This is a genomic window from Streptomyces sp. NPDC004542 (genome assembly GCF_040610035.1).
Taxonomy (GTDB): Bacteria; Actinomycetota; Actinomycetes; order Streptomycetales; family Streptomycetaceae; genus Streptomyces.
This window is the reverse complement of record NZ_JBEXLP010000040.1, coordinates 44,631-66,330: the sequence shown is the minus strand read 5'-3', so window position 1 is coordinate 66,330 and position 21,700 is coordinate 44,631. Positions and strand designations below refer to the sequence as shown.

The window sequence follows — 21,700 nt, the reverse complement described above, 5'->3', positions numbered from 1 at the left end:
CCCCGCCGGGCGTCCCCGCCCGCGGCGGTCTCACCGCGGCCCAGGTGCGCGGCATGACCGCCCCGGGCCCCGCCGCCGGCCTGTCCCCCGCCCCGCCGACCGGCTGGCCCAACGCGCAGAGCTGGCCGAACGCGGCCGGTATGGGGCAGGTGGGATGACCGGCCGTCCGGCGGACCGCCCACCGCCGCTCCTGTCTGGCAGCCTTGGCCCACAGCAGTCTTGACGTCCCGTCACTTTGCCGAACTGACAGCTCGTCGACAGCATCGCTCCCTATGGTGCCGTGTTCATGACAGACAACACACCGCACACTCAGAAGGCCGGCTCCGAAGACCGCCCGGTCGGGCGCCGCACCGTGTTGATCGCCACCGGGACGACGGCGGCGGCCCTGGCCGTAGGTGCCGCCGCCGCCCCCGGATCCGTCACCGCCGCCGGGACGCCGGACACCGCTCCGGTCGCCGCCGCGGCCGTCTGCACCCTCACGAAGGAGATGACCGAAGGCCCCTACTACCTCGACGGAGCGCTGGTCCGCTCCGACATCACCGAAGGCAAGGCGGGCATCCCGCTCAAGCTCGCCCTGACCGTCGTCAACTCGGCCTGCACCCCCGTCGCCAACGCGCTGGTGGAGATCTGGCACGCCGACGCGCTCGGCGAGTACTCCGGCTACGTCGGCAGCAACGGCCACAACGAGCCGGACGACCGCACGTTCCTGCGCGGCGGCGTCCTCACCGGCTCCGACGGCGTCGCCAAGCTGACGACGATCTACCCGGGCTGGTACCGCGGCCGCTGCATCCACATCCACGTCAAGGTGCACACGGGCGTCACCCTGACCTCCGACGGATCGTTCACCGGCGGCCGGACCGTCCACACCGGTCAGCTGTTCTTCAACGAGACGATCACGACCGCGGTCGCGAAGGTCTCCCCGTACTCGGCCAACACGGTCACCCGCACCACCCTCTCCCAGGACGGCATCTACGACGGCGGGGGCGCCTCGTCCGGCCTCCTCACCCTCACCGCCCTGGGCAGCTCGGCCTCCTCCGGGTACTCCGGCACGCTCACCCTGGGCGTCTCGAGCTGACCCCGCGCACGACGAACCCGGCCCGTCCGGCCTCGCCGGACGGGCCGGGTTCCCCGGGTCACGAGGCCGGGCAGGCCTTCCACGCCATGTGGTACGTCGTGCTGATCTCCCCGTCGGTCGAGTCCATGGTCATGAAGCTGACCTTGCCGGGCGACGTCGTCCCCGCGTTGACGCGGATCTCGGTGTTGATGTTGAAGTTGCGCAGCACGCCGCAGGGGGCGTACACCAGCTGGGCCACGTCGGTGCTGTCCGTGGCCTGCCAGTCGTCGTTGTACGGGCCGCTGAACGGGTGGCTCTTGGCCACGGTGTCCGGCTGACCCTGGAAGTAGTACGAGGCCTTCTGCGTGGCGGTCGCACCGGGCTGGAGCGAGGCGAAGCCGCGGTAGTCGGCGCTGGCGATGGCGTAGGTGAAGCCCTGCGGAACGTGGACGATCAGGTTGAGCTGGCAGTTCTTGCGGAACGCCGTGGGGTCGGAGTCGCCGCCGGCCTGGGCGAGGTAGTCGCTGTAGGTCACGGTGAAGGCCGTGTTGTCCGGCGAGACGGCGACGGCGGCCGTGCCCTGGGGACAGCCGGACCCGTTCACCGTGGCGACATCGATGACGATCTTGTCCGGGGGCGGGTTGTCGACCACCGGGGACTCGGCGTGCGCGGGTACCGCGCTGGTCAGGAGCGCGGCTACCGCGCCGCTCAGGAGCAGGCCACGAGCCATGGTTTCTCCCTGTTCTCGAGTGGGGGGTGGGTCGCTCCGGCCACTGGAGAAACTGTGAGAGACGTGTGAAGGCCGGAGGCGTTCGCATCGTAGGAAAGCGCCACCGGGGCCGGGCAGGTTCAACTCCGGCCATTCACAACGGGAATTTCACGCGGCGACAGGCTGCGGCTGCCGCTTGGCGCCTTCCGCCCCGGGGCCGGCGAGCACGGCCGGCATCCGGGACGGCACGGTCGCCGCGGTGCACGCGCCCACGGCGCCCGGCCCGCCGGTCCGGGCCACGACCCGCCGGCCACGGCGACGCCGGGGGCCGGCCTGCGCGGAGGCCGGGATCCCGGTCAGGACGCCCGCCGGGAGCAGGTCACGGGTTCTCCCACGCCGCCGGCTCCTCCGCCAGCCTGCGCACCGGCTCCGGCAGCGCGTCCGCGGCGAGGTCGGCGATCGTGACGCCCTCCAGGATGCGGCGCACATTGGCGCGCAGCGCGATCCACAGGGGCAGCAGCGGCTGGGCGGTGCCGGTGTAGGCGAGCCCGGTGGGCCGCTCGCCCCGGACCGAGACGATCGGGCCGTCCACCGCGCGGATGACGTCCGCCACGGTGATCGCCGAGGCTTCCCGGGCCAGCCGGTATCCGCCGCCCCCGCCACGCCGGCTCCCGACGATCCCGGCGCGCCGCAGGTCCCCGAGGATGCCCTCCAGGAACTTGTGCGGGATGTCCTGCACGGCAGCGATTTCCTCTGCTTTCACCGGGCCGTCACCCTCCCGTACGGCAAGCTCCAGTGCCGCCCGTACCGCGTAATCCGCCCGTGCCGAGATCCTCATGCGTCCATTGTGGGGCGTGGGCCCATGGAGAATGGCCGGACCCGGTCCCCGTAAGATCGCCCGGAGGGTCCCTTGGCGCTCAGCAGACGTACCTTCAGTGCCCTCGCCGGCTCCGCCGCGCTCGGCCTCGCCCTGGGCGGCAGCGGCGGCCCCGGGGCGCCCTCGGCGTACGCGGCGCGCGGTGTGCCGACCGGCCCGGCGCCCGGGCCGCCCGGCGCGGACGGGCGGCGGCACACCGTCGGCCACGACGCCTACTCGCTCGTCGTCGACGGCAGCCGGCTGGTGCTGTGGTCCGGCGAGATGCACCCCTTCCGGCTGCCCAGCCCGTCCCTGTGGCGCGACGTGCTGCAGAAGATGCGCGCGCACGGCTACAACGCGGTCAGCGTCTACGTGGCGTGGAACTACCACTCGCCGGCCCCGGGGACGTACGACTTCACGGGCGTCCGCGACCTGGACCTGTTCCTGCGCACGGCCACCGAGACCGGGCTGTACGTGATCCTGCGCCCGGGGCCGTACATCAACGCCGAGATCGACGGCGGCGGCTTCCCCGGCTGGCTGACGGCGACCGGGGGCACGGCCCGCACCGACGACCCGGCGTACCTGGAGCACGTCGACGCGTGGCTGACCGCGGTGAACCGGATCGCGCGCCGGCACCTGTTCACCCGGGGCACCGGCACGGTCCTGCTGTACCAGATCGAGAACGAGTACGACGCCCACGTCGACGAGCCGGCCGGCCGGAACTACATGTCCCACCTGTACCGGAAGGTGCGGGCGGACGGGATCGACGTACCCCTCTTCCACAACGACAAGGGGCGCAACGGCTACTGGATCCCCGGTTCGTTCGACACCGGCGGCGAGAAGGGGCAGTGGCTGTACGGCTTCGACGGGTACCCGTCCCCGTCGAAGGTGCCGCCGGACTGGGGGCACTTCGGTCCGGGCGGGCTGAGGGGCGGGGCCACCGCGAGTCCGCGGACGCCCGGGTTCATGCCCGAGTTCGGCGGCGGCTGGTTCGATCCGTGGGGCGGGGCCTGGTTCGACGGCAAGGGGTACGCCGAGTCGCGGCGCACCCGGGACGCGGCGTACGAGCGGCGCTTCTACCTGACCAACCTGGCCAACGGCATCACCCTGCACAACGTGTACATGACCTTCGGGGGCACCTCGTGGGGCTGGCTGCCCGCGCCGGTGGTGTACACGTCGTACGACTACGGCGCCGCGATCGACGAGGGCCGCAACGTCACCGGCAAGATCGTGCCGATGCACCAGATCGGGCACATGCTGCAGCGCGTGCCCGACTTCGCCAAGCTGGACCGGGCGGCGGACGTCAAGGCGGCCGGGCTGAAGGTCTACCACCTCACCAACCCGGACACCGGCGCCCATGTGTACGTGGCCCGCAACGACGGCGCCGAGGAGGTCACCAGCACGCTGCCGACCGACGCGGGCGAGCTGAAGATCACCGTCCCGGCCCGGGACGCCCGGATCCTGACGACCGGACTCGGCCTCGGGCACCGGAAGCTGAAGTACTGCACCGCCCAGCCGATGCTGCGGCTGACCGCCGGCCGGCAGGACATCGCCCTGTTCACCGGCCGCCACGGCGAGATGGCGCACCTGGTCCTCGAGTGCCCGAGCGAGCCGTACGTCACCCGGCTGGACGCCGAGGCGGCCTGGTCGTACGACGGCGAGGAACTGCACGTGACCGCGCCCCTCGGCCTCGGCGGTCTGACCCGGGTGCTGGTGGAACGCGGCGAGAGCGAGACACCGCTGCTGCTGCTCTTCGCCGACGAGGCGTCCTCGGTACGGCTGTTCCCGTACGACACGCCGTCCGGCACCCTGCTGGTCTACGGGCCCGCGCTGCTGCGCCACGCCGAGCTGCGCGGCTCCACCGTCCACCTCACCGGGGACACCGTCGGGGAGACCGGGCTGGAGGTGTGGGGGCCGCGCGGGATCGAGCACGTGACGTGGAACGGGCGGCCGGTGCCCACCCGGGTCGCGATGTCCGGGAGCCTGGTGGCCGGGACGCTGCTGCCCGGGGTACCGGAGGTGCGGCTGCCCGAGCTGGGCGGCTGGCGGATGCGCACGGAGAACCCGGAGGCCACTCCCGCCTTCGACGACTCGACGTGGCGGGCCGCCGACCTGACCGCGTCGGCCGGCACCACGCCGGTGCCGAAGGGGCAGCCGGTCCTCTTCGCCGACGACTACGGCTTCCACTACGGCGACGTCTGGTACCGGGGCACGTTCACCGGCTCCGCCGGCCTCGAGGAGGTCTCGCTCGCCTACAGCACCGGCACCCAGGGCCTGCTGATGGCCTGGCTGGACGGGGAGCCGCTGGGCACGCACCGCATGCCGGTGCCGACCAGGGACACGGTCCGGCAGGGCAGCTGGGCGGACACGGCCGTCTTCCCGGTACGGGAGGAGCTGCGCGGGCCCGGCCGGCACGTGCTCTCCGTCCTGGTGCGGCGCATGCAGCACGACCAGGACGGCAAGGGGCTCGACACCCACAAGGTGGCGCGCGGCCTGACCGCGGTCGCCTTCGAGGGCGGCACCCCGAAGGTGAGCTGGCGCATCCAGGGCGAGGCCGCGCCCGATCCGGTGCGCGGGCCGCAGAACAACGGCGGCCTGTACGGGGAGCGGGAGGGCTGGCACCTGCCCGGCTTCGCCGACCGGGACTGGGAGGCCGTGGACTTCCCGCGAGCCGAGCGCCGACAGGGCGTGACCTGGTACCGGACCACGTTCCGGCCGGCCGTGCCCGCGGGCATCGACGCCTCGGTGGGGCTGGTCCTGGAGGACGACCCGTACCGGGCCTACCGCGTCCAGCTGTTCCTCAACGGCTGGAACATGGGCCAGTACATCAACAACGTGGGCCCGCAGCACACCTTCGTCCTGCCGAACGGCATCCTGCGCACCCGGGGCACCAACACCCTGGCCCTGGCCGTCCTGTCCGAGTTCACCTCGCTGTCGGGCCCGGGCAAGGTGCGGCTGACCCTGCTGGGCAGCGCGGCCGGAGGAGTACCGGTGACCCCGGTGGCCTCCCCCGGCCGTTAGGTAGGGCGTGTTGCGAAAGTCCCGCCTGCCCCGCGATCCGGGCGGACGACGGGACTTTCGAAACACGCCCAGCGCCCGCCGGCTCCTACGCCAGGCGGATCACGTTCCAGGACAGCGGCTCCAGTACGGCGGTGAGCGTGCCGTCCTCCAGGGCGGTGCCCTCGGCCGGGTGCGGGGCGACCCGCTCGGGCGCGTCGAGCGTGTTGCGGGCGTCGGGGTCGGCGTCCGCGAGCACGCTGTGCTCGACGACCGAGGTGAGGTCGAGGCCGTTCAGGGCCACCTCGAGGGGCAGCGTCCGGGTGCGGTCGCGGTTGACGGCGAAGACGGTGACCGTGCCCTCCTCGGCGCGGACGGCGGTGGCGTGCAGCAGGTCCGTCTCGCCGTACTTCCGCGTCCCGTACGTCGGTGAGTCCACCCGCACGTCCAGGACCTGCCCGCGCCCGTACTTCGCGGCCTGCGCGAACGGGAAGAACGTCGTCTGCCGCCAGGCCGGGCCGCCCGGCTCGGTCATGATCGGGGCGATGACGTTGACCAGCTGGGCGAGGCAGGCGACGGTGACGCGGTCGGCGTGCCGGAGCAGGGCGATGAGCAGCGAGCCGAAGACCACCGCGTCCAGGACGCTGTAGTTGTCCTCCAGCAGACGGGGCGCCTCGGGCCAGTCCCGCTGGTCGATGCCGCGGGCGTGCTCCTCCCAGCGGGAGAGGTACCAGACGTTCCACTCGTCGAAGGAGAGGTTGATCTTCTTCTTGGACTTCAGGCGGGCGCCGACGTGGTCGCAGGTGGCGACCACGTTCTCGATGAAGGACTCCATGTCGACGGCGGAGGCGAGGAAGGAGTCGACGTCGCCGTCGAGCGGCTCGTAGTAGGCGTGCAGGGAGATGAAGTCGACCAGGTCGTAGGCTTCCTCGAGGACCGTCGCCTCCCACTTCGCGAAGGTGGGCATGGACTGGCTGGAGGAGCCGCAGGCGACCAGTTCGACGGACGGGTCGATCTGGCGCATGGCGCGGGCGGTCTCGGCGGCCAGGCGGCCGTACTCCTCGGCGGTCTTGTGGCCGGTCTGCCAGGGGCCGTCCATCTCGTTGCCGAGGCACCACAGCCGGATGCCGAAGGGGTCCTTGTCGCCGTGGGCGATCCGCCGGTCGGACAGCGCCGTCCCGGACGGGTGGTTGGCGTACTCCTGGAGTTCGAGCGCTTCGGCCACGCCACGGGTGCCGAGGTTGACGGCCATCATGGGCTCGGCCTGCGGGCCGACCTTCCTGAGGAACGCGATGTACTCGGAGAGCCCGAAGCGGTTGGTCTCGGTGGAGTGCCAGGCGAGGTCCAGGCGGCGGGGGCGGTCCTCGACCGGGCCCACCGAGTCCTCCCACTGGTAGCCGGAGACGAAGTTGCCGCCGGGGTAGCGGATGGTGGTGACCCCGAGCTCGCGGACCAGGTCCAGGACGTCGGTACGCAGGCCCGCCTCGTCGGCCGAGGGGTGGCCCGGCTCGTGGATGCCCGTGTAGACGCAGCGGCCGAGGTGTTCGACGAAGGATCCGAAGAGACGGGGACTGACCTCGCCGACGGTGAAGGCGGGATCGAGGGTGAAACGGGCGGTGCGCTTGCTCATGGGGTCCTTTCGGAGGATCGGTGTCGGGTAGGGAGGGGCAGGCCGGCCCGCGTCCGGCCAGGTCCGCCCGGGCCCGCCGCCGGCGCCGCGGCGGTGGCGGTCCGGCCGGTCCCGGCGGTACACCCGCTCGCCGCCCGGGCCGGCGGGGCGGCCCGGGCAGGCGGGGCCGAGACCACGGCCGCCACTGCCGGTGCACGGCCCGGTCACCGGGGCGGGCCGGCGCGGAACCGGCCGGCGGCGGTCACTGGCCGGCGAGGCCGGTGTGCGCGACACCCGCCACGATCTGGCGCTGGAAGAAGACGAAGACGACGATCAGCGGCAGGCCGGCCATGAGGCCGCCGGCCATGAGCTGGGCCCACTGGATGCCGTAGGAGTTCATGACGGTCGCGATGCCGTTCGGCATGGTCATCAGGTCGGGGTTGTTGGTCACCATGTAGGGCCACAGGAAGTTGTTCCACGAGGCGATGAAGGTGAAGATGCCGACCGCCGCGAGGGAGGGACGCGAGAGCGGGAGCACGATGGTGAAGAAGACCCGCCAGCGGCCGGCTCCGTCGATGAAGGCCGCCTCCTCCAGCTCGTGCGGGATGCCCTGGAAGAACTTGTACAGGATGTAGACCATGGCGGCGGGCGCGCACTGCGGCAGGATCATGCCCCAGTAGGTGTCGACCATGCCCATCTGCCGGACGGTGGTGAACAGGGGCACGCCGAGGACGGCGGGCGAGACCATCAGGCCGGTCATGACGAGGCCCAGCAGGACGCCCTTGCCGCGGAACTCGGTGCGGGCGAAGCCGTATCCGGCGAGTGCGGCGACCAGCAGCACGACGGTGGTGACGCAGACGGAGACGACGAGGGAGTTCACGAACCAGTCGGTGATGTTGCCGGTCTCGAAGATCGCCTTCCAGGCCTGCCCGGTCCAGTCCTTCGGCAGCCAGTGCGGCGGCACCTCGACGGCCTCGGTCTCGGACTTCCACGCGGTGAACAGCGCCCAGACCAGCGGCGACAGCATCACCGCGGAGACGGCCACGCCGAGCAGGGTGAGCACGACCTGGCCGGGTGTCCAGGCGCTGCGGGGCTTGCCGCGTACCGGTGCGGCCGTCTGTGCGGCGGTGGTCATCGGCCGCCCTCCTCACGGTTGCGCAGCAGCCACATCCGGGCGAGGGCGACGGCCGCGATGAGCACGAAGAAGATGATGGAGATCGCGGAGGCGTAGCCCACGCGGTAGCTGGTGAAGCCCTGTTCGAGGGTGTACTGCACGAAGGTGCGGGTGCTGCCCTCGGGTCCGGTGCCGAAGTCCGTCATCACGACGGCCTGGTCGAAGACCTGGAGCGAGGCCAGGATCTGCAGGGCGACGACGAGCCCGGTGATGTTGCGCAGCATCGGCAGCGTGATGTGGACCGTGCGGTGCCAGCCGCCCGCGCCGTCCAGCCGGGCGGCCTCGTAGAGGTGGGCGGGGATGCCCTGGAGCGCGGCGAGGTAGAGCAGGAAGCTGAAGCCGACCGTCCACCACAGGGTGCAGATGACGATGGCGAGCATGGCATACGACTTGTCGGTGAGCCACGGCGTCTCGATGCCGAAGACGTAGTTGATCATGCCGGTGCCGGGGTTGAACAGCCACTGCCACAGGTTGCCCGCGACCGTGGACGGCAGCAGGAACGGCATGAAGAAGCACAGCCGCCACAGCCACTTCCCGCGCTCGATGTGGTGGGCCAGCATGGCCAGGAGGAAGGCGAGGACCGTGAGGCCGGGCACGACCAGCAGCGTGAAGAAGGCGCTGTGGCCGAGCGCGTCCCACATCAGCGGGTCGTGCAGGGCCTCGCGGTAGTTGCCGAGGCCGATGAAGTGGGTGTCCGCGCCCGAGATGTTGGCGTCCGTGAGACTGAGGTAGAGGCCCCGCAGCAGTGGCCAGACCACGAAGAGCGCGAACAGCGCCAGGAACGGGGCGACGAACCAGCCGCCGTGCTGCAGTCCCTGCCCGCGGCGGACGGCGGTGCCGCCCGCGACGGCCCTGGCGCGCGCCGGGCGGACGACGGTCTCGGCACTGGTCGTCGTCATGCGACCGCACCTCCCTGCGCGGCGGTCCTGCCGTCCATGGGGTTCTTCATGGCGAGCAGCTCGGCGAGTGTGCTCCTCATCCGGTGGGCGACGGCGTCCGGCCGGGCGGAGCCGGTGGTGGAGGAGACGACGATCGGGCCGATCCGCTGGGCGAGGATGCCGGTGGACCCGGCGAACCACACCTTCGGCTCGTTGGCCTGGTGGTTCATCGCCGAGACGTACTCGTTCTGCGGCTCCAGCCTCCGGTACGCGGCCGTGGACAGGGTCGGCGTGTACGCCGGGATGTGTCCGCCGGCCGCCCATTGCAGGGCGTGCTTGACGATGTAGGCGGCGAGCCGGTGGGCGGCCTCGTTCGCGGCGCCGCCGCGGTCAGCCTGGCGCGGCAGGACGAAGGAGTGCGACTCGGCGTGGGTGGCCGGCCGGCCGAAGACGGGTGGCAGCGGGACCGCGCCGTAGTCGATCCCGGCGCTGTCGAAGACGGGCACCGACCAGTTGCCCTCCCAGGCGAAGGGGGCGCCGTTGACGAACTGTTCGGCGCCCGCGGTGCCGCCGAAGGCGGGGTTGGCGTAGCCGTCGGTGAGGTGCCGGCGCAGGAACTCCAGGACCTGGGTCGCCTTGTCGGTGTCGAAGGTGACCCGGGTCCTGGCGTCGTCGAACCAGGTGCCGCCGAGCTGGGTGTAGAAGGCGACGAAGAACCACCACTGGACGTTCTGGTCGCTGTGCCACATGCCGATGGTCTGCAGGCCCTTCTTGGTGGCCTTCCTGGCCTCCTTGAGGACGTCGAACCACTCCTCGGTGGAGGTGATGGGCACCATCCTGCCGTCGTCGCCGAGCAGGCCCGCCCGCTTCAGTACGTCCTTGCGGTAGTAGCAGAGCTGGACGTGGATGTCGAGCGGCAGGGCGTAGAGCGTGCCGTCGATGACCGCCCGCTTCCACAGCGCGGGGTTGAAGTCCTCCTTCCGCACACCGTACTTGGCGAGCAGGTCCAGGTCCCAGGGGTCCAGCAGGCGGCCGGGCGAGAAGCCGGCGACCCGCCCCAGGTGCATGACCCCGAGTTCCGGGGCGCGGCCGCCCGCCGCGGCCATGGCGAGCTTGGTGTAGAAGGGGCTGCCCCACTGGAGGGTCGAGTCCTTCACGTCGATGCCGGGATGCGCCTTACGGAAGGCATCCAGTATGGCGATCATGTTGTAACCGTCGCCGCCGCTGAAGAGGTTCCAGTACCGCACCCGGGTCCGCGTGCCTGCGGCGAGCGCGTCGGCGCCCGTGCCGAGGGCCGCGAAGCCGAAGCTGCCCACGACCGCCGAGCCGCCGGCGGCGGCGAGAAGTTGCCTGCGGTTCAGGCCAGGTTGTCCCATACCCCGCCCTAACTGTTCGATATGTCGAATAGCGCTCGTAACTTCGAACGGACCGTAAAATCGAAGCGCGCCCGCGTCAATGGGTCCGGCAGGAACTCACCACGTCGACTTCCGGTCGTTCCCGGTTGAACTACGGTCGCGCGAGCGCATGACGCGGACACATCCGAACGCGTAATCTCGGACGGGCCACCGTCCGTCGGCGAGGAGGGGGAGCGATGGACATCGCGGGCGTGCTCCGGCGCTTCCGGCCCCGTTCGGCGATGCGCGGCCTCGCCGCCGACCTCGCCCGCGCGGTCCGCGAACGGCCGCACGCCCCTTCCGGCGTGCGCGAGTTGTGCCAGGTGCTGTGCGAGGTGATGAGCGCGCGGCGCTCCGGGCGGCCCGTCGAGCTGCGCTTCGAGCGCTTCCCCGACGAGATCGAGGTCACCGGCCTGTGGGTGGAGTTCCAGGACTTCGACCTGGTCATCGTGGAGGAACGGGCCGAGGCGGTGCAGCAACTGGTCATCCTGGGGCACGAGTTGTGGCACATGCACGCCGGACACCGGCACCACCACCGGGTGGGCGCGGCGGCGGCCCGCGCCCTGGCCGACGGGCCGGGCTGGCGCGACGTCGCCCTCACGGTCGCGGCCCGCAACGGCTCCCGGGAGGCCGACGAGGCCGAGGCCGACGACTTCGGGCACCGGCTGGCGGCCCTCTTCCGCCCCTACCTCTCCGGCAGGGGCCCGAGCACCCCGGTCGACCCCGTCCAGCGCACCCTGGGCTACCGGGGGCACGGAGGAACCGCCCGGTGACCCTGCTGGCCCTGGACCCCTCCGGACTCCTGGGGGAGCTGTACATCTCCTTCTGGATCCCCACCGCGGTGCTCACCGCCGCCCTGGTGATCAAACTGCCCACGATCATCCGGCTGTGGCGGGACCCGCTGCTGCGCGCGGTCGGCGGACTGCTGCTGCTCGCCTGCGCGGTGTTCGTGTTCTGCACGCCGTCGACGATCGCCCGGGTCAACCGGCTGGTGGGCGTGCCCAACATCTCGGCGCCCTGGTGCTACTCGCTGCTCACCGCGTTCTGCGGCTCCTGCCTGCTGCTGATCATCGCCTGGCGCAACGGGCTGTCCGACCGCACGGCGGAGACCCGGCGCGCGATGCGCTGGGTCATCTGCGTCTACTCGGGGGTGATCGTCGCGCTGTGGGTGCTGTTCGCGCTCGCCGACGCGCCCGTGGAGCGGCTGCGGGACCTGGACACGTACTACGCCAACACCCCCTTCATGCGCGAGGAGATCCTGCTCTACCTCGTCGCGCACGCCGTGGCCTGCGTGATCACGTCCAAGCTCATCTGGAACTGGGCCCGCGCCGACGGCCTCGACGCCTGGCTGCGCTGGGGCCTGAGGTCGCTGGGCGCCGGCTACGTGACGAACCTGGTCTTCGACAGCTCCAAGCTGATCGCCGTCACCGCCCGCTGGACCGGTCACGACCTGGACTGGCTGAGCACCAACCTGGCCCCGCCCGTCGCCGCCCTGTCCGCCATCCTGATCGCGGTCGGCTTCATCCTGCCGCACGCCGGCCAGTACCTGCACGACCGCTGGCGGGTCCGGCTCGCCCACCGCGAACTGCGGCCGCTGTACCAGCTGATGCGGACCGTGAGCGGCGAGGGCGTGCCCTTCGTGCTGCGCGCCACGCCCGAGCTGCGGCTGACCCGCCGGGAGACGTTCATCCGGGACGCGCTGCTGTCGCTGGCCCGGCGCGTCGACACCGACCTCGGCAGACGGTCGTACGACGCGGCGCTCCGCCTCGGGCACCCGCCGGACCGGGCGCGGGCGCTGGCCGCCGCGGTGGTCGTCCTGGACGCCGTGGAGGCCCGCGGCCACACCCCGGAACCGGCCGATCCGGCGGGCTCCCCCGACACGACGAACCTGCTCCAGGAGATCGGGGCCGTGTCCCGAGCCCTCCGCCGTCCCGACGCCGTCGAGGCGGTCCGCGCGCACGCGGCCGCCCCAGCAGAGAGCGTGCCCGTACATGAGTGACCGCACCACCACCGCCGTCGTCCTCGGCGGCTCCCTGGCCGGCCTGCTCGCCGCCAGGGCGCTCGCCGGCCCCGCCGACCGGGTGGTCGTCGTCGAGCGGGACGCGCTGCCGGACGGGCCCGCACCGCGCCAGGGGCTGCCGCAGGCCCGGCACGTGCACCAGCTGTGGTCGGGCGGGGCGCGGGCGCTGGAACAGCTGGTGCCCGGGGTGATCGGGCGGCTGCGGGCGGCCGGGGTGACGCGGCTGCCGGTGACGACGGACATGGTGGCGCTGTCGCCGCACGGCTGGTTCCGCCGCTGGGGCGAGTCCGCGTTCATGCTGCCGTCGAGCCGGGACCTGCTGGACTCGGTGGTCCGGCAGCAGGTGCTGGCCGACGGCCGGATCGAGCTGGTGCAGCGGACGGAGGCGCTCGGACCGGCCGGCACCGGCAAGGCGGTGACCGGGGTACGGGTCCGGGCGGACGACGGCTCCGAGCGGACGCTGCCGGCCGACCTGGTGGTCGACGCCACGGGACGCGCGTCCCGCGCCCCGCGGTGGCTCGCCTCGCTCGGCCTGCCCGCGCCCGAGCGGCGCGAGGTCGACTCCGGCATCGTCTACGCCAGCCGGCTGTTCCGGGCACCGGACCAGGCACGGGACGGCTTTCCCGTCGTCCACGTGCAGGCGGACCCGCGGGACGGGCGGCCCGGGCGCGGCGGCGTCCTGATGCCCATCGAGGACGGCAGGTGGATGGTCACCCTGTACGGCAGCCGGGGCGGTGAACCGGCCGCCGACGCCGCCGGCTTCCTCCGGTACGCCCGCGAGGAGCTGAGCCATCCGATCGTCGCCGACCTGCTGGCGAACGCGGAACCGCTGAGCGAGGTGGCACTCACCAGGACGACCGCCAACCGCCGCTGGTTCTACGAACGGATGCCCGCCTGGCCGGAGGGTTTCGTGGTGCTCGGGGACGCGGTGTGCGCGCTCAACCCGGTGTACGGGCACGGCATGTCGGTGGCGGCGCAGTCGGCGGTGGTGCTGCGGGACGTGGTGCGGCGCCACGGAATGCGGTCGCCCGGCCTGTCCCGGCGGATCCAGAAGGCGGTCGGCCGGCCCGTCCGGGCCGCCTGGGACCTGTCGACCGGGGTGGACGTCTTCTACCCCGGGGCGACGGAGGGCGGCCCCACGCTCCGCGAGCGGGTCACGGCGGCGTACGTACGGCGGCTGCTGCACACCGCCACCGGGAACGGGCGCATCGCCCGCCGGGTGACCGACGTGACGGCCCTGGAACGGGGGGCGGAGGTGCTGCTGGCGCCGAGCGTGGTCCTGGCGGCGGCGGTGGGCCCGCTGCGGCCGCCGCTGGCGGGCCCACCGCTGACCACGGAGGAACGGAAGGCGGCCGGGCTCTGAGGACCCGGCCGCGGCCCCCGAGGGGGCGGCCCGGTTCAGCCGCCGAACGCCGGCTGCGCCAGGCCCTTGCCCGCCCCCGGCACCACCAGCACCGACCCCGACAGCGGATGCGGCGCCGCCAGCCCGACCCGGGCCGTCGTGATGTACAGGTCGCTCAGATCGGCGCCCCCGAAGGCACAGGCGGTCGTCCGGGGAGCCGGTACCCGGATCACCCGGTCCAGCTCACCGCCCGGCGTGTACCGCCGTACCGCCCCGCCGTCCCACAGCGCCACCCACACGCAGCCGTCGGCATCCACCGTGAGCCCGTCCGGATAACCGGCGCCGTCCTCGATCTCCACCAGCGGCCGCCGCCCGGACACCCGCTCCCCGTCGACGTCGAAGACGTCGATCCGCCGCGTGGGGGTGTCGATGTAGTACATGAGGCGGCCGTCCGGGCTCCACCCCGTGCCGTTGCTCACGGTCACGTCCGGCAGCACGGTCGTCACGGCACCGTCCGCCGCGACCCGGGCCAGCGTGCCGCCGCCCGTGGCCTCGTCGTAGCGCATGGTGCCCGCCCACAGGGACCCGTCGGGCGCGACCGCCGCGTCGTTGCCGCGCCGGCCGGGGACCGGTTCGTGGTGCAGCCAGCGGAAGGTGTCGTCGGGGTCGAGCAGACCCACGCCGTCCCGGAGGTTGAGCACCAGGCCGCCGCCCGCCCGGGGCTTGACGGCGCCGACGTGCTGGGGGGCCGTGCGGACCGTGCGCCGGCCCGACGCGGGGTCGTAGGTGTGCACCCGGGACTGCAGGATGTCGATCCAGATCAGCCGGCCGGTCACCGCGTCCCACGTCGGCCCTTCGCCGAGCTCCGCCTCGGCCCGTACCGCGACCTCGTACGCCGTCATGCCACGCTCCTGTGTCCGAGCCGCTCCGACAGTTCCGCCGCACCCTTCGCCGCGAGCTGCTCCAGCTCGTCCCGGCGGTCCTCGCTCCAGCGGATCATAGGCACGGAGATGGACAGGGCCGCCACCACCTGCCCGGTGCGGTCGCGCACCGGTGCGGCGACGCAGGACACGTCCGGGTTGGACTCACGGTTCTCCACCGCGATCCCCCGCTGCCGGATCCCGGCGAGGGCCTCGCGCAGGGCGCCCGGATCGGTGATGCTGTTGGGGGTCATCGCGGCCAGCTCGGCGTCGTCCGGGATCCGCGCGGCCAGCTCCGGCTCGGGCAGCGAGGCCAGCAGCATCTTGCCGACCGAGGTGCAGTGGGCGGGCAGCCGGCGCCCGGCGGCCGACACCATGCGCACCGCGTGCGTGGAGTCGACCTTGGCGATGTAGATGACGTCGGTGCCCTCGAGGATCGCCACGTGGACGGTCTCGTCGCAGGTCTCGGCGACCGAGCGGGCCACCTGCTGGCCCTCGGCGGCGAGGTCGAGCTGCTCGGCGTAGCGGCTGCCGAGCTGGTACGGGCGTACGCCGAGCCGGTAACGTCCGGGCTGGCCGGTCACGGGAACGATGTACTGCCGGGCGGCGAGCGTGGTCACCAGCTCGTGCACGGTGGTGCGCGGCAGCTGGAGCTTGCGCACTATGTCGGGGGCGGAGAGCGTCCCGTCCCCGTCGAGGAAGAGCTCGAGAATGTCGAGAGCCCGGGTCACGGCAGGTACGAGGCGTCCCATGTCCGGCCCCCTCCCTTGGGTTTCAGCGCCCGTTCGAGTCCCGGCGTTCGAGATATCAACAGGCGATCGGCATGACGAACACAGGCTACGCATGGACACTTGCCCGGGCAATGGGCGGGAACGGGTACGCGGCACCATGGGCCGCATGGACCTCGACTTCCAGCTGGTACTGCTGCGCCGCATGGCCGACCACAACCCGGACCTGGTGGAGGACGCCCGCCGTGAGCTGGGCGCCTCGGTCGCCCAGATGCGGGAGACCAACCGGCGGTGGCAGGCGATGGTCCGGTCACCCCGGTCCCGCTCGGCGTCCTCCCGGTACCGGTCCGTCCTCGGCCCCCCGGAGTCGGAGGGCAAGCGCGCCCTCGGCGACCTGGAGTGCCGGGTCTGGCAGTGGCCGCTCCCCCTCTGGCCCGGCCTGCGCTTCGAGGTGACGGTCTCGCCCGAGGGCGCCGTCTGGAACGAGTGGCTGGTGCGCGCCCCCGGAGCCGAGGGCCCCGCCCTGCGGACCGTCGAGGACCTCGTCCCCTGGTCCTGCACGGTCGACGAGGCGGCCCGCGCCTTCGCGCCCGCCCGTCCCCTGGAGGGCACCGCCCCCACGCGCTGGGGCCTGGCCTTCGAGGCCCCGGACGGGCGGGGCGTACCGCGGGCGGTGGTCGCCGAGTTCACCTGGGGGCTGCTGCAGCGGACGGCGGTCGCCGGCGCGGACCGCTGAGCGAAAGCGGGGGCACGAGCGGGAGCGGGAGCACTCCAGCCCGCCGCCGTCAGGACGCCGCCGCCAGGATCGTCTCGACCACCCTCGGCAGGGACCGCGGGTGCAGGAAGAGGAACAGGTTCGGCTCGACCAGTTCCAGCTCCATCACCCGGGGCTCCCCGTCCGCCCCGTCGGCCAGGTCCACGCGCGCGTACAGCAGCTCCGGCCCGCCCGGTACGGCGGCCAGCGCCCGCTCGGCGACCGACAGTTCGGCCGGGGTCGGGGTCCACGGCTCCAGGGCGGGGTGGGCCACCTTGTCCGCGTCGTAGGCCGTGCCGGGCGCCAGCACCGCCCGCTTGCGGCTGGCGTGCAGCAGCCGGCCGCCGAAGAACTGCAGCGCCCGCTCGCCGCTGACGTCGATGTGGGTCAGGTAGGGCTGCACCATCGCGGTCAGCCCCTCCTTGTGCATCCGGGCGAGCTGCCGCAGGGCCGTGGTCCGCTCGGCGGGCGTGTACCGGGCGGCGAACCTGGCGCCGGCCCCGAAGGTGGGCTTCACCACGAAGTCGTGGTCGCCGGGGAGGCTGTCCGCGGTCACCGCGTCGCCGGGTGCGAGGTACCGGGTGGGGACCACGGGCACGCCCGCCGCCGCGAGGTCGCCGAGGTAGCGCTTGTCGGTGTTCCAGCGCACCACCGGCACCGGGTTGGCCAGGCGGGTCACCTTCGCGCACCGCTCGGCCCAGGCCGTGAACTCCGCCGTCCGCCAGCTGTAGTCCCAGGTCGAGCGGATGACGACCAGGTCGAAGCCGCCCCAGTCGGTGCCGGGGTCGTCCCAGGTCACGGCGACCGCGTCGGCCCCGGCCGCGCGCAGGCCCCGCACCAGCCCCGGCAGATCGCGGTCCTTGCTCGGCTCCGCTCCGGGGTCGTAGGTGGCGAGTGCGATGCGGGGCACGGTGGCTCCTTCGGTGCCGTAGGGGACGATCGCCCCGCAGGCTAACAACCCCGGCCGCGCCCGGGACAGGCGGTCGGCCCTCCCCCTCGGTGAAGCCCCGGGCGTCGGTGGCGGGAACCGCAGTGACCGACGGCGCGGACCCGGACCGCGCCGCGCACGCCCTGACCGGCGCGGCGGGCGCCTGGTGCGGGAGACGGGGCCGCCTGGTGCGGGAAGGGGGCGTTGGTGCCGAGCGCCCCCGACAGCCGAGCCGTGCCCCGGGGGATCCGGGGCATCGCGGACCGCGGAAGCGGGGACATCGCCAGTCCTCCTGCGCCACAATGGAGCTGACACCGGATCAGCGCACGGGGGAGCGATCGGCGCCATGAACAGACTGGTGGAGTTCAGGACCGAGGAAGGCGCCCTCGTCGTCGTGGAGACCGCGGAAGCGGCGACCGGATCCCGGCTCGTGTCCCGCGGCGAGGGACCGGCCGCGCAGACCGCCCGCACCTTCGAGAGCGCCCTGGACGGGGTGCGCGCGGCGGCCCGGTCCGCGCTGCGGGTCTTCCGGGACGGCACCCTGCGGCCCGACTCCGTGGAGCTGGAGTTCGGCGTGAAGCTGAGCGCGGAGGCCGGCGCGGTGATCGCCAAGGGCACGGCGGAGGGCCAACTGGTGGTCCGGCTGAGCTGGTCACCGGGCGAGGGAGCAGCGGAGCGGCCGGCCACGGTCCCGCCGGCCCCAGGACAACCCGCCCGGCCCTGAGGGCGCGCTGCCTGGCGCGCGACGGCCCAGCGCCCTCGCACCCCCCACCCGGCCCCCTCCAGAAGGCGCCCACCCCCCGTGTCCCCGCAGGATGCTCAGAGGAAGCCCGCGCACCCGGAAGGATCTGCCGTGAGCGTCAGTCTGGAGCAGTTGCGCCGCTGCCATTTCGCCGTGGACATGGGAGCGGCCCGGACCCGCGTGTACGTGAAGGGGCCGGGGCTCGTCGTCGACGAGCCGTCCGTCGCCGCCGTGAACACCCGTACCGGCTCCCTGATAGCCGTGGGCGAGTTCGCGGAGCAGATGACGGGGCGGACGCCGGACTACATCCGGGTGGTGCGGCCCGTCTCCGGCGGCACGGTCGTCGACATCGAGATGGCCCAGCGCATGCTGCGCCATCTGCTCGGCGACAGGATGCGCCGCAGCCTGCGCCGCCGGCCCCGGCTGCGGGCGGCGGCCTGCACGCCGCACGACGCCGACCCACTGGCCCGGCGGGCGACGGTCGAGACGCTGGTCGGATTCGGCGCCCGGCGCGTGGAGCTGGTCGACACACTGATCGCCGCGGCCGTGGGGTGCGGTCTGCCGCTGGAGCGGCCCGAGGCGACCATGATCATGGTGTGCGGGGCCGCCGCGACGCAGGTCGCCGTCCTGTCCCTGGGGTCGATCGTCACGGCCCAGCGGATCCCGGTGGGCGGTGAGGCCGTCGACCAGGCGATCCTGCAGCACCTGCGGCACGCGCACGCGCTGATGCTGCCCAGCCAGTCCGTACGGCCCCTCCAGCTCGCCCTGTCCGGCCACGGTCTGACCCCGCGCGGCCCGGCGTCCACCGAGATCCACGGCCGGGACGTGGTCACCGGCCTCGCCCGCAGTGTGCGGGTCGACACCGCCACGGTGCGAGAGGCCATCCGGAGCCCGCTGACCGCCGTGCTCGACGGTATCGGCAAGGTGCTGCGGGAGTGCCCGCCCGACCTGGTCGCCGACCTGGCCGACCGGGGGATCATGATGGTCGGCGGCTCCGCGCTGCTCCCCGGCCTCGACCGGATGCTGATCGAGGCGACCGGTATGCCGGTGCACATCGCCGAACGGCCCGAACTGTGCGCCGTCGAGGGCATCGGCGCCATGCTGGAGGGCAGCGTCCCTCCGCTGGTGCTGGATCCGCTGGCCGCCTGAGAGGGCCGCCGGGATGTGGTCGGGGTGCCGCTGCGGGGCCGCCTACGGAGCCAGGTAGCAGCGGATCGTGGTGCCGTCCTCCCCCGTGTGCAGGCGTACCAGGTCGGCCAGCAGGTTGACCAGCAGCAGGCCGCGGCCGCCGCGCTGGTCGCGGCTCGCGGGCCGGCGGCCGGCCAGCGGATCGGTCAGCCGGCCCTTGTCCCGCACCTCGCAGACCACGTACCCGTGCTCCGCCCAGACCCGCAGACGGCCCGAACCGCCGCCGTGCACCACACTGTTGGTGGTCAGCTCGGCCGTGATCAGCGCCAGGTCCTCCAGGCGGATGCCGGTGAGACCGAGCCGGCCGCCCTCGGCGGTGGCGGTGTGCCGGGCCTCGGCGAGGGTCTCCTCGCCGAAGTCGGAGGACAGCCCGTCGGCGACGGCCGGCAGCGGCTCGTTGTAGCGGGCGACGACGGCTTCGGGGGCGTAGGCGTCGCTGTCGCGGCCGTCGGTGGCGCCGGCCGGGATGACGACCGGGTGGGTGGCGCAGGCGTCCGCGAGGACCTGCTCGCCGAGGCGCACGGTGTCGTACGGGCACACGATGGTGGCCTCGCGGCCCTGGAACGCCGCGTTGATCAGTGCCTCGTGCTGGACACAGGCGGGGTACTCGGTGGCGCTGCGGCCCGCCCAGACCGGCTCGCCGATGATCCGGACCCGCCGGCCGGGCGGCTGGGCATCGGCGAACGCGTGCAGCACGCCGGGGATGATGCGGCCGGGGTTGCGCCCGGCCTCGCGCATGTCCAGGAACCGCACGGACTCCGCGTCGGCGCCCAGCTCGTCCTGGATGAGCCGCAGGTTCTCGCCGGGGACGGCCACCGCGACCGGTTCGCCGCCGGCGAGTCCGTCCCGGATGAAGGGGACCGTGCCCGCGAGGTACTGCTGTTCGTCCGCGTAGAACAGCGCGTGATGCCCGAAGGGTTCGGCCTCGGCGGTCATGTGTTCGACACCTCGATCGTCCGGAGGCCGGGCCAGAACAGTTCCAGGAGGCGCGGCAGGGTGGGCGGCGGCCGGTCGACGACGAGCCGACAGCCGTCACGGAGCCGCTGGGCGGCGCCCGCGAGCGCGTCGACACCCGCGACGTCCACGAACGTCACCTCCGAGAGCTCGAAGCAGTACACTTCCTCGTCCTCGCGCACGGCTTGCTCCAGCGTGTGTTCCCAGACCCCGCGCGTGGCCCAGCTGACCTCGCCGGTCGCCTGGACGCCGGCCCTTCCGGACAGCGGACGCACCCGCAACTGCGGCACCTGTACCTTCGGCGCGACACTGCCCTGCGGGGCGGGTCGCGCGGGCTCGGGGATGCTCACGCCGTCTCCTCGGTACTCAGGACCACGGGCCCCCAGTATGCGCCGTCGTCGGCGCCCCGGTTCCCCGGACCGCCGGTAATCACCGGTTACCTCCGTTTCTTCTCCATTCTTCTCTCCGTATCCGAGTACTCCGCGGCACGGGGGGCACGCGCACAGTGGCTTGCGCTTCGACACGGCACGCACGCGGCGCTCGCGCAGGAGCACCGTCCGCGACGAACAGGGACCCAGACATGACCTCGGCGGCACGCGCACCTCTTTACCGGCGGCCGGCCACGCTGGTCATAGACGCCCGTACGGAGACGGGCCGGGCCCTGCTGTCCCCGCGGGGCGAGCTCGTCCGCGGCTGCGTCGACACCCTCGCCACGACGCTGGCGGCCCTGCCGGCGGGCGTGGTCCGGGTGGAGCTGGACATGTCGGCGGTGCACTTCATGGACAGCACCGGGCTGGAGTTCCTCGAGCTCCTGAACGAGTACGGCTGGGACCATGGCCTCCCCGTCTCGGCCACCGCCTGGGACGGCCAGCCGCGCCGGATCCTGGAACTGGCGGGTCTGGACAGCGCGGACCCGCTGCACACAGGCCCTCAGGACCCGGGCCCCGCCCCGGGCCCGGAGCCGCCCGCCCCTTCCCCCTCCCTCAGTTCCTCGGCGGTGTCGCGGGAGCGCGCGGAGCGGATCCGCGTCCTGGAGGAGGAGATGGACCAGTTGCGCCGGGCGATCGCGTCCCGCCCGCTGATCGACCAGGCCCGGGGCGTCCTCATGGCCGTCCACGCCTGCACGTCCGACCAGGCATGGGACATCCTGCGGGAGACCTCCCAACGGTCCAACACCAAGCTGCACACCGTCGCGGAGGCGGTCACCGCCAGCATCACGGCCGACGGCCCGCCGTTGCCTCAGTGCCTGCGCGGCGCCCTGCGCGCGGCGCTCCTGCGCCACCGCGCCCACCGTTGACCAGCAGGCCGGCGGCTCGGCGGGCCACGGATCAGTACGGCAGGATCCGTCCCGACGGCGTCCTGCGGTCGATCTCCTGGCCCCGGGGCGCTGCGGGCCGGCGGCTGACACGCACACGGATCCGGCGCTCCATGACGCCCTCCCTGCTGTCTCTTC

20 protein-coding genes are annotated in these 21,700 nt (G+C 73.1%); 9 read left to right on the top strand and 11 right to left on the bottom strand.

Annotated features, from left to right (window positions below; translation table 11 throughout):
• Nucleotides 1–286: 286 nt before the first annotated feature.
• Complete coding sequence (locus tag ABZX30_RS22180; RefSeq protein WP_355935905.1) at nucleotides 287–1,075, top strand: intradiol ring-cleavage dioxygenase; 789 nt, start codon at nucleotides 287–289, stop codon at nucleotides 1,073–1,075.
• Between the two features lie 58 nt (nucleotides 1,076–1,133).
• On the opposite strand, the gene ABZX30_RS22175 is transcribed toward ABZX30_RS22180, so the two are convergent.
• Nucleotides 1,134–1,784, bottom strand: coding sequence for a DUF4360 domain-containing protein (locus ABZX30_RS22175; RefSeq protein WP_355935902.1), 651 nt, complete (start codon nucleotides 1,782–1,784; stop codon nucleotides 1,134–1,136).
• A 358-nt stretch (nucleotides 1,785–2,142) separates the two neighbouring features.
• Nucleotides 2,143–2,601: an Rrf2 family transcriptional regulator gene (locus tag ABZX30_RS22170; protein WP_355935899.1), complete on the bottom strand. Its 459-nt coding sequence runs from the start codon at nucleotides 2,599–2,601 to the stop codon at nucleotides 2,143–2,145.
• Between the two features lie 72 nt (nucleotides 2,602–2,673).
• Here ABZX30_RS22170 and ABZX30_RS22165 point away from each other — a divergent pair, with 72 nt between their 5' ends.
• Nucleotides 2,674–5,640 carry a beta-galactosidase gene (locus ABZX30_RS22165; RefSeq protein ID WP_355935896.1) on the top strand — a complete coding sequence of 989 codons (2,967 nt, stop codon included), beginning with the start codon at nucleotides 2,674–2,676 and terminating at the stop codon, nucleotides 5,638–5,640.
• Between the two features lie 85 nt (nucleotides 5,641–5,725).
• On the opposite strand, the gene ABZX30_RS22160 is transcribed toward ABZX30_RS22165, so the two are convergent.
• From ABZX30_RS22160 to ABZX30_RS22145, 4 genes are all read right to left on the bottom strand, one after another.
• Entirely contained in the window at nucleotides 5,726–7,246 is a 1,521-nt protein-coding gene (locus ABZX30_RS22160; protein WP_355935893.1) for an alpha-N-arabinofuranosidase, read from the bottom strand.
• Between the two features lie 241 nt (nucleotides 7,247–7,487).
• Nucleotides 7,488–8,360, bottom strand: a complete 873-nt coding sequence (locus ABZX30_RS22155) for a carbohydrate ABC transporter permease (protein ID WP_355935891.1) — start codon at nucleotides 8,358–8,360, stop codon at nucleotides 7,488–7,490.
• The gene (locus tag ABZX30_RS22150) at nucleotides 8,357–9,298 is read right to left on the bottom strand and encodes a sugar ABC transporter permease (protein ID WP_355935888.1); all 942 of its coding nucleotides are present in this window, start codon (nucleotides 9,296–9,298) and stop codon (nucleotides 8,357–8,359) included. The genes ABZX30_RS22155 and ABZX30_RS22150 overlap by 4 nt, the downstream gene beginning before the upstream one ends.
• Nucleotides 9,295–10,653 (bottom strand): extracellular solute-binding protein, encoded by a 1,359-nt coding sequence (locus tag ABZX30_RS22145; RefSeq protein WP_355935885.1) that lies wholly within the window; start codon nucleotides 10,651–10,653, stop codon nucleotides 9,295–9,297. The genes ABZX30_RS22150 and ABZX30_RS22145 overlap by 4 nt, the downstream gene beginning before the upstream one ends.
• Nucleotides 10,654–10,868: 215 nt before the next feature.
• On the opposite strand from ABZX30_RS22145, the gene ABZX30_RS22140 reads away from it, so the two are divergent.
• Genes ABZX30_RS22140 through ABZX30_RS22130 form a run of 3 tightly spaced genes read left to right on the top strand, consistent with a single transcriptional unit; the run spans nucleotide 10,869 to nucleotide 14,054 of the window.
• Nucleotides 10,869–11,444 (top strand): toxin-antitoxin system, toxin component family protein, encoded by a 576-nt coding sequence (locus ABZX30_RS22140; RefSeq protein ID WP_355935882.1) that lies wholly within the window; start codon nucleotides 10,869–10,871, stop codon nucleotides 11,442–11,444.
• Complete coding sequence (locus ABZX30_RS22135; protein WP_355935879.1) at nucleotides 11,441–12,670, top strand: MAB_1171c family putative transporter; 1,230 nt, start codon at nucleotides 11,441–11,443, stop codon at nucleotides 12,668–12,670. Before ABZX30_RS22140 ends, ABZX30_RS22135 begins: the two co-directional genes overlap by 4 nt.
• Entirely contained in the window at nucleotides 12,663–14,054 is a 1,392-nt protein-coding gene (locus ABZX30_RS22130; protein ID WP_355935876.1) for an FAD-dependent oxidoreductase, read from the top strand. Before ABZX30_RS22135 ends, ABZX30_RS22130 begins: the two co-directional genes overlap by 8 nt.
• A gap of 35 nt (nucleotides 14,055–14,089) precedes the next feature.
• Here ABZX30_RS22130 and ABZX30_RS22125 read toward each other — a convergent pair whose 3' ends face one another.
• The gene (locus tag ABZX30_RS22125; protein WP_355935873.1) at nucleotides 14,090–14,935 is read right to left on the bottom strand and encodes an SMP-30/gluconolactonase/LRE family protein; all 846 of its coding nucleotides are present in this window, start codon (nucleotides 14,933–14,935) and stop codon (nucleotides 14,090–14,092) included.
• Nucleotides 14,932–15,705: an IclR family transcriptional regulator gene (locus ABZX30_RS22120; protein WP_355935870.1), complete on the bottom strand. Its 774-nt coding sequence runs from the start codon at nucleotides 15,703–15,705 to the stop codon at nucleotides 14,932–14,934. The genes ABZX30_RS22125 and ABZX30_RS22120 overlap by 4 nt, the downstream gene beginning before the upstream one ends.
• Nucleotides 15,706–15,850: 145 nt before the next feature.
• Here ABZX30_RS22120 and ABZX30_RS22115 point away from each other — a divergent pair, with 145 nt between their 5' ends.
• Nucleotides 15,851–16,417, top strand: a complete 567-nt coding sequence (locus ABZX30_RS22115; RefSeq protein WP_355935868.1) for a hypothetical protein — start codon at nucleotides 15,851–15,853, stop codon at nucleotides 16,415–16,417.
• Between the two features lie 49 nt (nucleotides 16,418–16,466).
• Here ABZX30_RS22115 and ABZX30_RS22110 read toward each other — a convergent pair whose 3' ends face one another.
• A complete protein-coding gene (locus tag ABZX30_RS22110) occupies nucleotides 16,467–17,345 on the bottom strand; it encodes a hypothetical protein (RefSeq protein WP_355935865.1) in 879 nt (292 codons plus the stop codon).
• A 364-nt stretch (nucleotides 17,346–17,709) separates the two neighbouring features.
• Between ABZX30_RS22110 and ABZX30_RS22105 the strand changes: the two genes are divergently transcribed.
• Together ABZX30_RS22105 and ABZX30_RS22100 are read left to right on the top strand one after the other, a co-directional pair.
• Entirely contained in the window at nucleotides 17,710–18,087 is a 378-nt protein-coding gene (locus ABZX30_RS22105) for a CU044_2847 family protein (protein WP_355935862.1), read from the top strand.
• Nucleotides 18,088–18,216: 129 nt separating this feature from the next.
• Nucleotides 18,217–19,254, top strand: coding sequence for a rod shape-determining protein (locus ABZX30_RS22100; RefSeq protein WP_355935859.1), 1,038 nt, complete (start codon nucleotides 18,217–18,219; stop codon nucleotides 19,252–19,254).
• Nucleotides 19,255–19,296: 42 nt separating this feature from the next.
• On the opposite strand, the gene ABZX30_RS22095 is transcribed toward ABZX30_RS22100, so the two are convergent.
• Both ABZX30_RS22095 and ABZX30_RS22090 read right to left on the bottom strand, forming a co-directional pair.
• Entirely contained in the window at nucleotides 19,297–20,229 is a 933-nt protein-coding gene (locus ABZX30_RS22095; protein ID WP_355935856.1) for an anti-sigma factor RsbA family regulatory protein, read from the bottom strand.
• Nucleotides 20,226–20,591 (bottom strand): STAS domain-containing protein, encoded by a 366-nt coding sequence (locus ABZX30_RS22090; protein ID WP_355935914.1) that lies wholly within the window; start codon nucleotides 20,589–20,591, stop codon nucleotides 20,226–20,228. The genes ABZX30_RS22095 and ABZX30_RS22090 overlap by 4 nt, the downstream gene beginning before the upstream one ends.
• A gap of 236 nt (nucleotides 20,592–20,827) precedes the next feature.
• On the opposite strand from ABZX30_RS22090, the gene ABZX30_RS22085 reads away from it, so the two are divergent.
• Nucleotides 20,828–21,544, top strand: a complete 717-nt coding sequence (locus ABZX30_RS22085; protein ID WP_355935853.1) for an ANTAR domain-containing protein — start codon at nucleotides 20,828–20,830, stop codon at nucleotides 21,542–21,544.
• Nucleotides 21,545–21,700: the final 156 nt, after the last annotated feature.

Bases quoted from the DNA above. Each gene is read 5' to 3' on its own strand.
- ABZX30_RS22140 (WP_355935882.1), top strand. From the start codon at position 10,869: ATGGACATCGCGGGCGTGCTCCGGCGCTTCCGGCCCCGTTCGGCGATG.
- ABZX30_RS22160 (WP_355935893.1), bottom strand. From the start codon at position 7,246: ATGAGCAAGCGCACCGCCCGTTTCACCCTCGATCCCGCCTTCACCGTC.
- ABZX30_RS22085 (WP_355935853.1), top strand. From the start codon at position 20,828: ATGACCTCGGCGGCACGCGCACCTCTTTACCGGCGGCCGGCCACGCTG.
- ABZX30_RS22150 (WP_355935888.1), bottom strand. From the start codon at position 9,298: ATGACGACGACCAGTGCCGAGACCGTCGTCCGCCCGGCGCGCGCCAGG.
- ABZX30_RS22145 (WP_355935885.1), bottom strand. From the start codon at position 10,653: ATGGGACAACCTGGCCTGAACCGCAGGCAACTTCTCGCCGCCGCCGGC.
- ABZX30_RS22125 (WP_355935873.1), bottom strand. From the start codon at position 14,935: ATGACGGCGTACGAGGTCGCGGTACGGGCCGAGGCGGAGCTCGGCGAA.
- ABZX30_RS22170 (WP_355935899.1), bottom strand. From the start codon at position 2,601: ATGAGGATCTCGGCACGGGCGGATTACGCGGTACGGGCGGCACTGGAG.
- ABZX30_RS22115 (WP_355935868.1), top strand. From the start codon at position 15,851: ATGGACCTCGACTTCCAGCTGGTACTGCTGCGCCGCATGGCCGACCAC.
- ABZX30_RS22120 (WP_355935870.1), bottom strand. From the start codon at position 15,705: ATGGGACGCCTCGTACCTGCCGTGACCCGGGCTCTCGACATTCTCGAG.
- ABZX30_RS22180 (WP_355935905.1), top strand. From the start codon at position 287: ATGACAGACAACACACCGCACACTCAGAAGGCCGGCTCCGAAGACCGC.
- ABZX30_RS22130 (WP_355935876.1), top strand. From the start codon at position 12,663: ATGAGTGACCGCACCACCACCGCCGTCGTCCTCGGCGGCTCCCTGGCC.
- ABZX30_RS22155 (WP_355935891.1), bottom strand. From the start codon at position 8,360: ATGACCACCGCCGCACAGACGGCCGCACCGGTACGCGGCAAGCCCCGC.
- ABZX30_RS22095 (WP_355935856.1), bottom strand. From the start codon at position 20,229: ATGACCGCCGAGGCCGAACCCTTCGGGCATCACGCGCTGTTCTACGCG.
- ABZX30_RS22105 (WP_355935862.1), top strand. From the start codon at position 17,710: ATGAACAGACTGGTGGAGTTCAGGACCGAGGAAGGCGCCCTCGTCGTC.
- ABZX30_RS22175 (WP_355935902.1), bottom strand. From the start codon at position 1,784: ATGGCTCGTGGCCTGCTCCTGAGCGGCGCGGTAGCCGCGCTCCTGACC.